The sequence below is a fragment of the Paractinoplanes ferrugineus genome (genome assembly GCF_016862195.1).
In the GTDB taxonomy this organism is placed as follows: domain Bacteria; phylum Actinomycetota; class Actinomycetes; order Mycobacteriales; family Micromonosporaceae; genus Actinoplanes; species Actinoplanes ferrugineus.
The window spans coordinates 85,656-100,802 of the sequence record NZ_BOMM01000052.1 but is presented as its reverse complement, the minus strand read 5'-3'; the positions used below and the strand labels follow the sequence as shown (position 1 = coordinate 100,802).

At 69.1% G+C, this 15,147-nt stretch carries 7 protein-coding genes; 4 read left to right on the top strand and 3 right to left on the bottom strand.

Annotated elements, in window-relative coordinates; translation table 11 throughout:
* The first annotated feature begins 286 nt into the window (after positions 1-286).
* Complete coding sequence (locus Afe05nite_RS29845) at positions 287-622, top strand: hypothetical protein (protein WP_203820572.1); 336 nt, start codon at positions 287-289, stop codon at positions 620-622.
* Between the two features lie 361 nt (positions 623-983).
* Here the strand turns inward: Afe05nite_RS29845 and Afe05nite_RS29840 are convergent, their stop codons facing one another.
* Positions 984-1,493 carry a hypothetical protein gene (locus Afe05nite_RS29840; protein WP_203820571.1) on the bottom strand — a complete coding sequence of 170 codons (510 nt, stop codon included), beginning with the start codon at positions 1,491-1,493 and terminating at the stop codon, positions 984-986.
* Between the two features lie 213 nt (positions 1,494-1,706).
* On the opposite strand from Afe05nite_RS29840, the gene mobF reads away from it, so the two are divergent.
* Both mobF and Afe05nite_RS29830 read left to right on the top strand, forming a co-directional pair.
* Positions 1,707-6,002 carry a MobF family relaxase gene (mobF, locus tag Afe05nite_RS29835; protein ID WP_203820570.1) on the top strand — a complete coding sequence of 1,432 codons (4,296 nt, stop codon included), beginning with the start codon at positions 1,707-1,709 and terminating at the stop codon, positions 6,000-6,002.
* A 69-nt stretch (positions 6,003-6,071) separates the two neighbouring features.
* A complete protein-coding gene (locus Afe05nite_RS29830; RefSeq protein WP_203820569.1) occupies positions 6,072-7,106 on the top strand; it encodes a hypothetical protein in 1,035 nt (344 codons plus the stop codon).
* A 287-nt stretch (positions 7,107-7,393) separates the two neighbouring features.
* On the opposite strand, the gene Afe05nite_RS29825 is transcribed toward Afe05nite_RS29830, so the two are convergent.
* Both Afe05nite_RS29825 and Afe05nite_RS29820 read right to left on the bottom strand, forming a co-directional pair.
* Positions 7,394-7,972, bottom strand: coding sequence for a restriction endonuclease (locus Afe05nite_RS29825; RefSeq protein ID WP_203820568.1), 579 nt, complete (start codon positions 7,970-7,972; stop codon positions 7,394-7,396).
* A 27-nt stretch (positions 7,973-7,999) separates the two neighbouring features.
* Positions 8,000-11,152, bottom strand: a complete 3,153-nt coding sequence (locus Afe05nite_RS29820) for a DEAD/DEAH box helicase (protein WP_203820567.1) — start codon at positions 11,150-11,152, stop codon at positions 8,000-8,002.
* A gap of 227 nt (positions 11,153-11,379) precedes the next feature.
* Here Afe05nite_RS29820 and Afe05nite_RS29815 point away from each other — a divergent pair, with 227 nt between their 5' ends.
* Positions 11,380-15,045, top strand: a complete 3,666-nt coding sequence (locus Afe05nite_RS29815; RefSeq protein ID WP_203820566.1) for a hypothetical protein — start codon at positions 11,380-11,382, stop codon at positions 15,043-15,045.
* Positions 15,046-15,147 lie beyond the last annotated feature (102 nt).

The window sequence follows — 15,147 nt, the reverse complement described above, 5'->3', positions numbered from 1 at the left end:
CAAACCACATGATCTTTTCCCCGAAACCCCCCGCCACGAATTTGGCTCCAGCCACCGCGCAACCTGGCGAGCAAGCTCGCCCCCACCGGCCGAAAAAGCGCCTCAAAACCGAACCCCGCGCCCCCTAGCTGCGCCGATGCGCTTCTATTCGCACTTGCGCCCAAATTCAATTCGATTCTTTTCCGATTCACTATTGATGCGCGCCATTGCAATTGATAGAGTCTATTTGTTCGGGAGCGGCAACTCCCGACAACACCGAAACATCACAAGCAAAGGACGGCTCATCATGAGTGCGCACGAAATCTACGATCTGGTCGACGGTATCGCGCTGGTGATCGCCGGATGGGACCCCGGGCACGGCTCGTACTACGTCCACATCTATGAAGACGGCGACGCCTGGCCCTGCCCGAGCATCGAACTCGGGGACGACGCCACCCCGATCACGGAGCCGGAATGGGTACTCGACATCCTCGACGGCTACGCCACCGCCCCCGAAGGCTTCGTGGAGACCCTGCGCGCCGATGCCGAGAAGGAAGGTGTCAGCGACATGCAAGCGATGCTCGCTGTCGCGCAGCCGCTCTCGGCTGCCTACCAGCTCAGCGAGACCGAAGTCCCGTTCTAGCGATCGTCACGGCCGGGGGACCCTTGGTCTCCCGGCCGTCCGCGCGTCCAGCGACCGCGTCGACGCGCATCGAGCGCGCCGCCCCGGGCTGCCGCGCCCATCGCTCACGGCCGTACCTGGCAGGGCGCAGGGCATGAGGAAGGCCGACGGCCTCCCGAAGGAGGACACCCCGCGAAGGGTGTACCCGGCAAGGTCCGTCGGCCTAAACACCGACAACATCCGGCACCCGAAGGTGCCATAGGACGGTCGCCAGCCAGCCTAGCGCGACTACTCTCACAGCGGCACCCCGAGGAGCCCAGTGCCGTTGATCAACAACGACCGGATCGGCCGCATCGTCGCCCGGATCGGCTTCACCGCCGCACTACTCGGTTGCGTCGCCGCCGTGCTGTGCGTCGCCGCGCTGATCACGGTCGCGGTCTGACTCTGGCTCGGTACGCGTTAACACCGTCCGCGCGTCGCCTGCTCCGCGGCTGGCCACCGCGCGAGGCGCGCGAGACCGCCGCCCCTCGCTGCCCGTCAGCAGTTGCGCGGCTTGCGCGTCCACGTCTGCTTTCGGCGCGCGTTGCACCGCCCGCCGAACCTCCGCCACCGACGGACCCACCAACTCAGCAGCGCGCTCGACCGACGGACTCAGCCTCGCCAGCACCGCCACCGCCAGATCGAAGCCCGCATGCGCGTCCACAACCGCCGCATTCAACCGGGCCGTGACCGTGTCCCGCTCCCGCTCGGCCGCCGTCACCGCCGCCTGTCGCGCCTCCACCGCTGCCAGCGCCCGTTTCCGCGCCGCCTGCCGCTGCCGTAGCTCACGCTGCTCCGCGTCGTCCTGCTCCCGCAGCCGCGCCACCGCCGCATTCGTCTCTTTGCTAGCCATAGCATCGAACCTACCTATTACGAAGCCTCGCCCTCCACATCCGGCAATCGTTGAATGTTAGTTGAAAATGGTCACCCAAATCGTTCAACATTGCTCACACCATCTCTGACCAGGTCAGTTATTTGGCCACCCTTTAACCCCTTCCCTGAACTAGCACACCCCCTGGCATTCCAATGTCGCAAAGGCGCCTGGCGGGTGCCTACGCTCGGCGGCATGCTCTCGGTAACCCGCATTTCCCCGGGGGCCGGGATCGCCTACCTGACGCAGCAGGTGGCCACCGGCAGACACGACTTCCGGCCCGCCGCGCCCAGCGCAGCAGTGGCCTACCACGCGGATCCGGCCGCGCACGGCGAGGCGCCCGGCTGGTGGGCCGGCCAAAGCCAGGCGCTGTTCGGCGTGCACGCGCAGGTCACCCAGAAGCAGTTGCAAAACCTCATCGGCGAAGGGCGGCACCCGAATACCGGCGAACAGCTCGGCCGCCTGTGGCGCAAATTCGAGGCGCTCGACGACGACGCCCGGCAAGCCGCCGTGGAAAAGGCGTGGAAAGCGCTACCCGAGGATGCCACCTATGAGCAAGTCGCCCAGGTCTGGCTGCGAATATGGACCGCCCCAGAACGTCATCCCGTAGCCGGGTTCGACGTCACGGTCTCACCGGTCAAGAGCGTCAGCTTGCTGTGGGCCTTCGGCGACGAGCGGGTCAAACGCGAGGTGATGGCGTCGCACCACGACGGCGTGCGCGCCGCCCTGGAACACCTGCGAGCGCACGGGGCGTTCACCCGGCTGGGCACCAACGGCATCGTGCAGGTCGACACCGACGGGCTCGCCGCTGCGGTCTTCGACCACCGCATGTCCCGGGAAAAAGACCCGCAGCTGCACTCCCACATCATCGTCAGCTCGAAAGTCCGCGTCGTCCGCGACGGCCGCGAGACGTGGCTCGCTCTCGACAGCAAAGCCTTCTACCAAGCCACCATCGGCGCCCGCATCGCCTACGAACGCGCCGTCGAACACCAACTCGGCCGCCGCCTCGGCGTCCGCTTCGCCGCCCGCGCCGGCTCCCCGATCCGGGAAATCGTTGGGTTCGACCCCCGCGCGATCATGCACTACTCCAAGCGGCGTGCCTCCGTGGAGAACGAGCTCGACGGCCGCCACAGCGACCCGAGCACCGGCCGCGAATGGATTCCCACCGGGCGGTGGCGCCGTTCCGCGCAGGACGCCACGCTGCGCACCCGACGTCCCAAAGACGGCCCTGAATCGACCGATGAAGCCGTTGCTCGGTGGCGGCGCGAAGACCGCCAAGCGGGCTTCGACACGACCGCCGACGTCCGCCGGATCGCCGCAGGCCGCGCGGTCGACCCCGTCGACCAGCAGGCACGGCAGGTCATCCGTCTCGCGCAACGTCACCGTGCCGGCCAGCACCTACGGGTGCAGGACCTGGACGCCGCAGCGCTACGGCTCGGTATCGAGCGCGAGGAGCAGCGGACGCCGGTCATCACGGCCGCGATCCGGCGGCTGCCGCACCTGGCCGTCGAACGCGCTGTTGATGAGCTCAGCGCCGAACGCGCCGTGTTCAGCCTCGACCACCTCGAACTCGCCATCGGTCGCCAACTGCACGTCAACCCGACCGCCGACCGGCGCTCGGACTGGCAGCAAGTGCAGCGCTACGCCGCCCAAGCCATCCGCGCCCGGGCCGGCGGCCTGCGGGTCTTGACCCCGCCCGCGTTGCTCGAATGGGGCGACACCCTGGTCCGCGGCTCCGATCGACAGAGCATCTACAGCCGCCACCGCGACCTGAAACTCTCCACCGAACCCGTCCTGGCCGCTGAGAAGGAACTCCTCGCCTACGCCACCCGATACGGCGCCACCGCCGCATCCCGGACGTTGCTCGATGCGGTCGCTGACCGGCTCGACCTGTCGGATGAGAAAAGCGCCGCGCTGCACTTCGCCGTCGGCGATACCCGCCGCGTCACCGGCATCGTCGGCCCGGCCGGCACCGGCAAAACCTATCTGCAGCGAGCCGTCGGGATTGCAGCCCGGCAGGCCGGCGTGCCAGTGCTCGGCCTGACGGTCGGGCAGAACGCCGCGTTCGTCCTCGCCGACGCGACCCGCGACGGGGATCAGCCCGGCATCCGTACCGAAAACATCGCCATGTGGCTGCACGCCCAATCGATGCCACCCGAAGGCACCACCCCGGCCGACTGGGCCTTCCAACCGGGCCAGTGGGTGATCATCGACGAGGCGTCGCAAGCCTCCACGCTCGACCTGGTCCGCCTCACCCAACTCCTCGAACCCATCGGCGGGAAGCTGATCCTGGTCGGTGACCCCGAGCAGATCTCCGCGATCGGCCCGGGCGGAATGTTCCGCTACCTCGCCTCCCTCGGCACCACCACCCAGCTACGCGAGGTCCGCCGATTCACCGACCCGTGGGAAGGCCCCGCCTCCCTGCGGCTGCGCGAGGGCGACACCACCGTGCTCGCCGAGTACGACCGCCGCGGCCGGATCATCGCCGGACACCGCACCGAACTCATCAACCACGTCCTCGACGGGTGGGCCGCCGACGTCCTGCAAGGCCGCACCAGCCTCATCCTCGTCGAAACCCAGGCCGAAGCCGCCGACATCGCCACCCAAGCTCGGCGCCTGCTCATCCGCGCCGGACTCGTGCAAGCCGGGCCGGCTGTCACCCTCGGCGACGGCACCCACGCCGGCGTCGGGGACCTGATCGTCACCCGCCGCAACAACCGCACTCTGCAAGCGGGCGACGCGTTCGTCGCCAACCGCACCCAATGGCGCATCCTGCAACTTGGTCCAGACGGTGCCCTCCTGGTCGAAAACGCGGCCAGCCACGCCACCACCGCGCTGCCCGCCGAGTACGTCGCCGAACACGTCCAGCTCGCCTACGCCGCCACCGTCGACTCCGCCCAAGGCCGCACCGTCGACGCCGCCCGCGCCATCATCGACGCTGCGACCACCCGCGCCCGGCTCTACGTCATGGCCACCCGCGGCCGACTCCTCAACCAGCTCGCGGTCGTCACCGCCGACGAACCACCCGAAGCCCATCCACCCGCACCGGCCACCGCTGGCATCACCGTGCTCGCCGCAATCCTGCGCGACGACGGCACCGACCGCTCCGCCACCGAAACCGAACAAACCCTGTGGGCCGACGCCGACACGCTGCGGCACTGGGGCCCCATCTACGACGACCTCACCGCCCGCGCCGGCACCGCCCGATACACCGCTGTCATCCGCGGTGTGGCCGGAGCGGCGGTTGCCGACAACGTGGCCGCTGACCCGGCTATGCCCGCCCTCGCCGGCCGCCTGCACGCGCTGGCCGCCGCCGGATACGACCCCGATCAAGTCCTCGCCGCCGTCGCTTCCGAGCGGGAATTGAACAGCGCTCGCGACACCGCTGCGGTGCTCGCCTGGCGCATCGATCAGGCATACCACGACCTGCAACCTGACCCCGCCGTCGCGCTCAGCCCCGCCCAGGCCGGCACCTACACCCAGCGCGTACCTGCCATCGACGGCGACATCGGCGACGCCCTGCGCCAGGTCGCCGCCATCTGCGACACCCGCATCGACGCCCTCGCCCACCAGGCCGCCGCAGAACGACCCGCCTGGACCGCGGCGCTGGGAGCGGTGCCCGCCGATCAGGCCGGGCGCCGGCAATGGACCAGCCGCGCCGCCGTGGTCGCTGCCTACCGCGACCGCTACAGCCTCAGCGGCGACGACCCGATCGGTCCCGAACCATCGCCCCGCGACGTCGGTAAGTGGGGGGGATGGCAGCGCGCGCAGACCGTGCTCGGCGTCGCCACCCTCGCCGGGCAGATCCACTCCGCCACCGACGGCCAGCTCCGCGCGCTCATCACGGCGCAACGCGACGCCGACCAGAACGCCCCCGCCTACGTCGCCGGGCAGCTCCGCGCGGCCCACACCCAGCTCGTCGGCGCCGAGAACCAGCTGCGCGACGCCCGCGTCGACCTGGCCACCGCCCAGACCGCCGCGGCCTCCGCGACCCGGCACGCCGACGCGACCAAGCCCCGGTGGTGGCACGCCGGGCCCCTGCACACCCGGGCCGCGATCCGCCACCAGCACGCCCGAACCGATGCGCTGCGGGCCAGCACCACCGTCGACGAACTACAAGACCGGCTCACCTCCGCGCGCGGACGCATCGACGTCATCCGCGAACGGGTGCACGACCTCGAAGGCCGCCACCAAGGCTGGGCCGACTGGTACGCCGAGGCGCTACCCACCCGCTACGCCGGCCTTGCTGCCGCGGCCGAGGCCGCCCGGCGCGCGCAGAACCTTGCCGAGGACGCCAGCAGCCTCGCGGACGCGGTCCGCGCCACCGCGGCGCGGGTGCGTGCCGTCGATGCCACCCGCCCGCAACCCCACGCCCGGCCTGTGCCCGACCACCTCACCGCACACGCCGAAACCGCACAGCAGCGCGTCCTCGAGGACCCCGACCTCGACACGCCGCCCGACCACTCCGAGCCGGAGGCGGATCATGCCTGACACCCCGACGCTCGACCATGAAAACTGCCCTACCTGGGCTCAGGCCAGCCGGCACGATCAGATGCGGTCATGAGCACGCACCCCGTCGCGTTCGTCGACGAAGCGTTCATCCGGCTGCACCAGCATCCCGGGGCGTACCTGTTCGCCGCCGTGCTCGTCGACGCCGACGACCTGTCCGACGTCATCGACGCCGCCCGCCAAGCCGCCGGCCCACACGAAGAGTTCCACGCCAGCGACCTCTACCGGCGCGGCCACATCCAGCCCATCGAAGACATGCTCGACACCACCGAGGCCCACGCCGGCTGGACCCTGATGATCGCCCAAGCACCTCTCGGCGAACACCAGGAAGCCGCCCGGCAGGCAGCGCTCACCCAGCTGCTGCACCAGCTCAACGACCAGAAGGTCCGCGACGTCGTCCTCGACACCCGCGCCAGCCCACGCGAACAACTCGACACCCAGCTCCAAGGCCGCAAGATCAACCCGAGCGACCTGCCCGACGTCACCACCTACCGGCGCCTCGTCCGCAGCCAGCAGATCAACGCCCGGATGCGGCTGCAACACGTCGACGACCGCAACCAACCCGCCCTGTGGCTTCCCGACGTCACCGCGTGGGCGTTCCAGCGCGCCCTGGTCTTCGACGAACCGCAGTGGTGGAGTCGCGTCGCCAGCGTCGCCACTATCCACGACGCCGCGACCGGCAGAGAACTGTCCCTGACTGACGACAGGACCGCTCCACCCACAGGCGAACGCGGTCCCCAAATCCAAAGCCCAAGTGCTCAGAACTCGTTGTCGTCGACCTCATTCTATACGCTCAACGGCGGCACCACGAACCGCGCACAAGGACCCGGCTACCTCTACAACGCCCTGCTCACCCAGGCGATGGACGCACGTTCCGCGTCTTCGGCAGTCGCGCTCCAGGCCAGCATCGCCGCCCTCTCGGCGAACGTCGATCGACTGACCACCGCGATCTCCGCCACTACCCAGGACTACGCCCTGCCGGATCGTTCTCCCGCGGGCGACGCCGACGTCAGGAGCATCGCTGCGGAGGGCGGGGCCGAAGGGCTCGGCACGCACAGAGAGCCGGCCGAGCCCGAACTCGGCTAACGTCGTCGTCCGCCTCAAACCCAGACCGCAGCGGCCACTCCTTGTGTTGACCGGTGATGTCCGCGGACGTCGGAGGCAGGAGCGACATAGCCGGCATCCCGTCCGGCAAGACGATGTCGATCGTGACGTTGAACGGACGGCGGGTCTGCTGGTTCCCGTGCCTGCTTGCCGAGCTGCCCGAACTGCTTACTGGGGCCTAAGTTCATGTTTCCGGGCGTCTGCGACGGCCTGGACCAGCTGGGCGACGGTCTGGCCGGGATGGCTGGATGTCGCTGTCGCAGGTCGGGCTACCCCGGGGGCACCAGCGCGGCGCGGCTGTTGTCGGTGTTGCCGGTAAGGATGGCGAAGTCGTAGTCCTCCTCGACGTCGGGCGTGATCGCGTAGCCGGTGAAGGAGCCGGTGAGGGCGGGCGGGTTCGTCGTCTTGGTGTGGCGGGTCAGGTAGTTCCAGGCGTTGTCGACCAGGCGGACGCAGGCAATGCCGTGCATTTCGGCGAATTCGAGGGCGCCGCGCTGGAACCCGGCGGCGGACACCACGACGCCTTTGTGCGCGCCGATGGACTGGAGTTTGGTGTGCAGGACTTGCACGTCGGAGCGTTTGACGCGGGTCTTGTGCCGTTTGCACTCGAACAGGATGAGGAAGTCCATGCCCGCCAGCTGGAAGCGGGCGGTGACGTCCATGATGTAGACGCCGTCAGGGGCCTCGATCGACTCAAGGTGCTGGACCTGCCAACCGACGATGTCCAAATTCATCGACTTGGCGATCGCGGCGACCGCTTCCTCGTACGCCTTCGGGGTGATGTCGAAGGCCGGCCAGTGGTCTTCGTCATCGGCGATGGTTTCCCCGGCCGGGGCGTCGTTGCTCATGATGGGGTGCTCGCTCTCGGTCGGAACCTAGTCGGTGGCTGCGGGCATCATGTCGGCGAAGTCGGTGTCGTCATCGCCGTCTCGGGCTTCCCGAGCGGCCTTGCGTAGTTGGCGGAGTTTGCTCTGGTTGCCGTTGAGGCAGGCCAGCAGGGTGTCGTCCTCGGCGTCTAGCACGGTCTCCGGGTCGGTGAGCGAGGCTGCGGCGAGGCGCAGGTAGTCGGGCCGGTCGAGGGCGGCGCCGGCGTGTTGGGCCAGCGGGACGAGTTCGGGCGGGATGCCGAATTCGAGCTGGATGGGCAGGAGCCGGGCGAGGTCGTCGAGATTCGCGTCAGGGTGCAGGCAGCGCGCGATGTCGATGACGACGCCGACGACGCTTTGGGTGCGGTCGGCTGCTGCCCGCGCGACTCCGGCGGCGTCCTTGCGCGGCATGTGCACCATGAGCTGCCGCTCGATCTGGCCGACCGGGACACCGGACATCCACCACATGCAGGCCACCGCGCGTTTGGCGCGCTCGGCGGCCGTCTTGCGTTCGTGGCCGGGCATCGCTTCCATCACCGGCTGGGCCAGTCCATGGCGGCGTAGCTCGCCGAGGTAGGTGCCCTGCTCCCGCTGCCATCCCTTCGCGTTGACTTGGGGGCGGGCGCTGGTGACCTCGTCGGTCAGCTGCGCGGCGGCGATGATGGTGACGCGGTTGAGCGCGGCGGGCGGCACCGCTCGGAGGGCGCGGGCGACCCGGACGGCGGAGGCGACCTTCAGGCCGCTCTGCGAGACGTAGGTCCCGAGCTCGGTCAGCTCGATCCCGGACGTGCCGGAGGAGAGCAGGCCGGCCGCGACCAGCTCGGCGAGCACGGCGGAGACGGTGGCTGCGGGGAACGGGTCTGCCGCGCCGGAGAGCCGTTGCTGGTGGGCGGCGAAGCTGTTGGACAGGAACGCGATGATGTCGGTTTCGCTCAGGCCCGTCGAGCCTTCGCGGCGGGAGGCGACAGCGACCACGCGCAGCAACAGCGTCGCGATGTCCTGTTGCGGATCGAGTAGTTGAGACCGCAGGTCCTCAGGGCTTCCGTGGACGTAGTCGCGCCAGCGGCGTTCGGTGTCGACGCCGCCGCTGACGATCAGCACGGCGCGGCCCCCGTCGGTCAGCCCGAGCCGCCCGGCGCGGCCGGCGATGTTTTTGTACTCGGCGACCGTGTATGGGGCGGTCGAGGTGGGCCCGGTCGGGTGGTCCAACTCGACGATGATCACGGTCTCGGCGGGCAGGTTGACGCCCTGGGCGAGCGTCGTGGTGGAGACCAGGACGCGGATGCCGCTGTCCGGGGCTCGGAATTCGTCCTCGATGGCGATCTTCTCATCGCGGGCGAGGTCGGAGATGTGGAAGGCGACGCCACCGGCCAGGCACTGCCGCAGATCCGTCAGGACCGCGCTCGGGTCCCCGCCAGCCACCGCCTCCAGCGCGGCGTTCGCCGGCGGTAGCCCAAGGGAGCGCGCGAGGTAGTTCGCGCAGCCGCGGGCCGCGCCGCGGGTGCTGCGGAAGATGATGACCTGCTGGCCTTCGCCCACCAGTTTGCGCACCAGCGGAATGATCACGTCCTGGCTGCTGCGCATCCACCCGATCGGTGCGATGAGCTGCTCGGAGGCGTTCTCACCGTCGGCGTCGGCGTACCGGTAGACGCCGTCGGGGCCGAGGACTCCTTCGAGCAGCGGCACGGGCCGTTCGGTACGCGCGATGACATTGGCGTCGAGCCAGCTGTCCAGACCGCCGAGGTCTCCGAGCACGGCGGACAGCGCGACGACCTGCGGCGTGACGCCTTCGGGGCGGCGGGCTTTGAGCACGGTCAGCAGGAATTCGAGGTAGGCGCCTCGGCCGGGGTCGACGATCGTCTGGACCTCGTCGATGACGATGACCGACAGCAGCTTGAGCAGGTGCGGGTTGCCCAGCGCGAGGCCGGCGAACTTCTCGTAGGTCAAGACGGCCAGGTCGAATTGCCCTCGCAGCAGTGCGGGCACGTCGTCTGCGGTCTCTCCGGTGGCGCGGATCGTCTGCAGCCCGATCGGTCCGTACGTGCGGGAGAACCTCGCGTACTGCTCGTTGACCAGTGCGCGGGTGGGCAGCAGGAACACCGACCGGCCGCCCATTTGCGCGGCGCGGATCGCGGCGAGTTCACCGATCATGGTCTTGCCGGAGGACGTGGGGGCTGTCACCAGGACGTTCTCCCCGGCGAGCAGCCGGCCCTGATTGATGGTGTCGACCTGGAGGTCGTTGAGCGCGTCGATGCGCGCCGCCCACGCGTCTAGAACCGGCTGGGGGATCCCGTGATCACGCAGGCTTGCGAGGTCCTGGGTGACCGGGGCGAGGACCGATGACGGGAATTGCGCAGAGTAGAGCGGGCCGGTGTCGATGAAGATCGGCCACGTCAGCTCTCCGTTGACCTGGCCGCGCAGGCTGGGATCCTGCTCCGCGGCGACGGTGCCGGACGCCTTGGCCTTGACCTCTCGGGTCACGAACGCCAGCAGGTCGTAGAGGCGTACGTGCTCGCCGCTGCCTGCTGCGGCTTCGCCGAGCAGGGCCCGCAGCAGGTGGTAGGTGAGTAGGCCGTGGCCCAGGTGCGGGTCCTCCCATGCCTCCTGCTCGCCGGTCGCGGCGGCGAGGATGAGCCGGCCGGTGCCCGCCATCCGCTCCAGCCGTGCGTCGGTGGATTCGGGCACGCCGTGCAGGGCGCCGCGCGGCACGAGAGGAGCGTTGAGGACCTTCGCGCCCGCGCCGCCGGCGAAGCAGCAGTCCAGGATCACGATCAGTTGGCGGGCCGGGATCGCGCTGACCAGGTCGATGAACTCATCGAGCGGAAGCGCGGTCGAGGGCAGGTTGTTCGGGTCGGCGTCGTGGGTGACCAACTCGTGGGTGGTGCTGCCGTGGCCGGAGAACGAGATGACCACGATGTCGTCGGCGGTGCTGCGGGTACGCAGGTTTGTGAGCGCGGTGACGATGGCGGTGCGGGTTGCGTCCCGGTCCAACAGCAGCGTGGTGTCGTCGTCGCCGAGGTTGTCGGAGAAGACGGCGTGCAGGGCCTTGGCGTCGCGGGCCGCTGATGCGAGCCGGCGCACGGTCTTGAAGCGATATTTGTTGATGCCTACGAAGAGACCATGGAACTGCCGGGCCGAAGCCGCAGCCGGTGTGCCCGACATTCACGCCTCACGAGTGAAAGTAGTTCGTATTCAATTCGGGCGAACGCAGCGCCATCCGCCGCTTCACTGCCGCGCCGCCACAGTGTTCTCGAACGGGACGGCGGCCCACGCTACCAGGCGACACGGCCACCGCCATGTGACGGTGCGGGGCAGCGCAATGGGGGTCGGATTTCGTGAAATTGCCTCGGAATCCCGATGGCGGAGGACCGAATAGAGTCGAGAATCCGATGGCGAACCGCGAAGATTCCGGCATGGTCCAGAAGCGACGCGGTGGTCGGCGGCACCACCGAGCGCGGCAGCAGATCCGCTGGTCGGTCATCGATGCCGCCTTGGCCCCGTTCACCGCAGCCTCGGTGCGCGCGGTCCTTGCCGCGGCGATGGATGCCCCCGGCGGCGCACCGTGGGCCGCGCACCTTGCCCCGCTGTGGCTGCGGAGCCTGCGCCGGCCACCTCGTGGTGACGTCGTCGCCGCGGCCGAGCATGTGGATGAACTCGCCGCGGCCGCGGTACATGCCGCATCGGAACGGCCGGTCATCGCGTCACGGTCGCCGAACGATCCTCGCCTCGGCGTCGGTTTCAGCGTCGGTGCTCGCCGGTGGCGCATCCACCCCGGCGATCACGAGCACCCCACGATGACGCTGCGACGTATGGCGGCGGCCGCCCGCGCAGTCGACGAGGACGCCCTTCACATCTTTGGGTTCAGTTTCACCGACGCCATAGAGGTCATCCTCGCCCACGGCCATCGATCGATGATGGCCCTCGCGGCGTCGTGGCCGGAGCCCGAGCAGGAGCCGGGACCCGTGCCGGTGATCAGTGCTGCGCAGATCGAAGTAGCCGCCGAGGTGCAGGCGATGACGCCCGCGGAGCTGACGCAGCTGTGCAGTAACCCGCAACGCGCTGCGGCGGCGCTCGCGTGGTTGACCTGTGGCGCCCACGACGTGGAGATGTCGGCGTTCACACCGGCGCTGGGAGCGGTGTTGTTCGTCCGTAGCGCGAAGACCGCAGTCGGGGTCCCGGCGAGTCTGACACTGGATGCGCTGGTCGCCGCCGGCGAGGCGATCCTGCGCCGCGTCGGCGGTCAAGCTCTGGCACGGCGGCGGATTCAGGCGCTGACGCTGGCTCATGCCACCCGCCTCTACTCGAAGACGGTTGTGGACCGGTTCGCGGAACTCCCGGAGTTGGAGGCGCCCTTCGTAGCCGGTCCACGGACGTTGATCACGGTCACCAGCGCGCTGACCCCGCGCACCCTGAGCGCGGCTCTTGACCAGGCGGCTGACCGGCTCCGCGAGTACGCAGACGGTCGCCGCGACGCGACCCGCGCGGATGCGGTGAAGGTGGTGGTGTTCGGCGGGCCGCTGGCGCTAGCGTTCCAGGCCGTGACCGATGTGGTCCTCGTCCATGTCGACGAGCTGGTGGAGATCCTTGCTGACACCGGCGGAGACTGGATCGCAGTGGAGCATTTTCTCGAGGACCTCGGCCGTCATCACGGCTTCGAGCGGGTCGAGTTCCTCGACCTGCTCGACGTGTGGGCGGCGTGGCGGCGGTACGGCCGGCTCGGTCCTGTCCCGGACGAGCAGGGCGCGGTCCTCCGGGTGGCTCCCGACGATGAAGATTTCACCTGGGACAACGCCGCCGCTTGGGACCCGGTTGACGCGGTGCTGACCGCGGCCAGGATGCCCCCGCACCACGATTGGCCGGTAGGCCGCCTCGTGCCGGGGGTCGGGGCGGACCTGTTCACCAGAGCGGACGCCGACATGGCCATCGTCGGGCTGGATCCGCCGGTCGTCATCCAGCTCGACGCCTCCGAAGGGCAGGCGTTCGGCGTGGACCCGGACACGATGGTCGGGCTGGCCGACGGCATCCGCCACAGCCTGTCCGGTCATCCGGATACCGCTGGTCACACACGCCTGGCCGGCGGTGCCCCGCTGCGGATCGTCTTGCGGCTCATCGGCGACGGCCCCAGCGGCAGCGAGAACGACCCGTGGGTCCGCGTCGCTGTCGCACCCGAGCATGCCGTCGTAGAGGTCGGGTTCGGCGTGGGCGTGCTGGAGCAGTTCCTCGGCGACGGCATGACCGGACACCACACCGTGGGAGCCGCCCTGCACGAGATCATTCGCCAAGTTCGGGCCGAACGAGACGAAAGCCCGGGTCCGTCAGCGGAGGTCTTCCTGCGCGGATGGCAGACGACCGGCCCGATCACCACGTTTATCACCCGCGTCGAAAGCCTGCCGCGGATGGCTCCCGTCGACACACTGCCCCGCACTGAGGCCGTTCGGGCGCGCGCCCTGCACCGGGTTTTTGACCTCATCCACCATCAGAGCATCGCGGGGACCTTCATGGGTGAAGAGGCTCACGCGCTGTGCCAGCAGCAGCTGATTCCTGCCATCGAACAACAGCTGAGCGACCAGCTGACCAGCGCCGAACCTGGCCTGCTGCGCCAGCTGGCTGTCCGGCTCAACGCGGTGCACGCCAGCCACTTCCGGCGCACTCGGCAGGTCGCGGACGCGCTGACCCGCCCATGGGCAGCCAACTGGCATCACCTGGCCCGCGACAACGAGGCCATGATGAACGTCCGCGCAGCGGAGACCCTCTTCGAGTTCGCACTGGCGCAGCCGCCCTGCGGCGAACGTCGCGCCGACGCGATGGCCGCCGCCGAACTCACCGCCTTGACTGAATTCCTACTCACCGTGACCAACCTCGACTACGGCTACGAACTCGAGTTGCACGACTTGCGCATCGACGTGCTGGCAGACGGAACGTTCGCCGTCGAGGCGACAGATCCCGAAGGCGATCGGCAACTACCGGGCGTCGACGTCGAGGCGTACCACCAGGCGCTGCGAGACGAGGAAATCGCCGCTGCTGCCCGCACCCCGGCTCCCGCCCCCTCCGGGATGTCGGACGAGAACGGGCGGTCACCCTTTCGAGACACCGGCCGCATGCCTGTCGACTACCGCCCGACCCGTGATGACCTGCCGTCCTCCCTGCGCACTGTCGACGATCACCTCGCCGCCGGCATGGACGCTGTCCATGCCGTACTCGGTGTCGCCGTGGACTGGCCGGCCGACGAGGACGGCATCGCGGTCATCAGCGTCACGGAGCTCATTGCTGAAGCGATCTCCTGGTCGGGACTCGCCGAGGAGCAGATCCGGGCCGCACTCGGCACTCTCACGCTCAGCCCGGACGTTCTGCCGGCGTTACGCGAACGCAAGTACCTAGAGGTCGAGCGCCGCGAACACCGGATCCCACTGCGGCCACTACCTGTCATCAGCCAGCAGGTATGGATCATGCCTTGGGTCGCCCTCGCAACACAGCGACTGCATGCCGCCTACTTCAGCAGTTCCCGGCTTCCCTACCCCGACGCCTCGATCGCCCCGCAAGCAACGCAAGCGATGGGGATACACCGCAAGGCGTCCAACATCGCCCTGGAGCACAAGGTTCGAGAAATCGTCGAGTCCCTGGGGTTGCCGCATCGCTTCCAGTTCACCCAGAACCAACTAGCTGAGGCGGGCATCGCGAACCCGGTTGGCGAGATCGACCTGCTGATCGCGGATCCGGCCACGCGGCGGCTGTGGGTCTGCGAGGTCAAGGACCCGATCGCCGCTTTCAGCCCGGTGACCCTGCGCGTGCACGTCGGCAAGTTCTTGCGGCCCCGCCAGGGCCATGTCGCGAAGCTACTCAAGAAGGCCGAGCAGCTCAGGCAGTATCCGAGTGCGGCCGCAGCAGCATGCGGAGTGGACGGTGGCGGAGCCTGGCGTGTCGTTCCGCTGATGGTCACCAGACGCGTCGAGCCCGCCGCCTACGCCACCGCGCCGCAAGTCGCCTTCGCTCTGCCGCACCAGCTCGCAACGACGCTCACCGATACCGGCGAACCCGCACCCGGACCGCGAGGTTGAGCAGGCTTGCCGGACCGCGAGGTCCGGCAAGCCTGCTCCGTGTCCGCCGCTGCTGCGCTGACACCTCCGGTCACGCAGGCCCTCTTGTGTTGTACGTGATCA

Excerpts from the sequence above, each read along its gene's own strand:
- Afe05nite_RS29845 (WP_203820572.1), top strand. The coding sequence starts at position 287 with ATGAGTGCGCACGAAATCTACGATCTGGTCGACGGTATCGCGCTGGTG.
- Afe05nite_RS29840 (WP_203820571.1), bottom strand. The coding sequence starts at position 1,493 with ATGGCTAGCAAAGAGACGAATGCGGCGGTGGCGCGGCTGCGGGAGCAG.
- mobF (WP_203820570.1), top strand. The coding sequence starts at position 1,707 with ATGCTCTCGGTAACCCGCATTTCCCCGGGGGCCGGGATCGCCTACCTG.
- Afe05nite_RS29830 (WP_203820569.1), top strand. The coding sequence starts at position 6,072 with ATGAGCACGCACCCCGTCGCGTTCGTCGACGAAGCGTTCATCCGGCTG.
- Afe05nite_RS29825 (WP_203820568.1), bottom strand. The coding sequence starts at position 7,972 with ATGAGCAACGACGCCCCGGCCGGGGAAACCATCGCCGATGACGAAGAC.
- Afe05nite_RS29820 (WP_203820567.1), bottom strand. The coding sequence starts at position 11,152 with ATGTCGGGCACACCGGCTGCGGCTTCGGCCCGGCAGTTCCATGGTCTC.
- Afe05nite_RS29815 (WP_203820566.1), top strand. The coding sequence starts at position 11,380 with ATGGCGAACCGCGAAGATTCCGGCATGGTCCAGAAGCGACGCGGTGGT.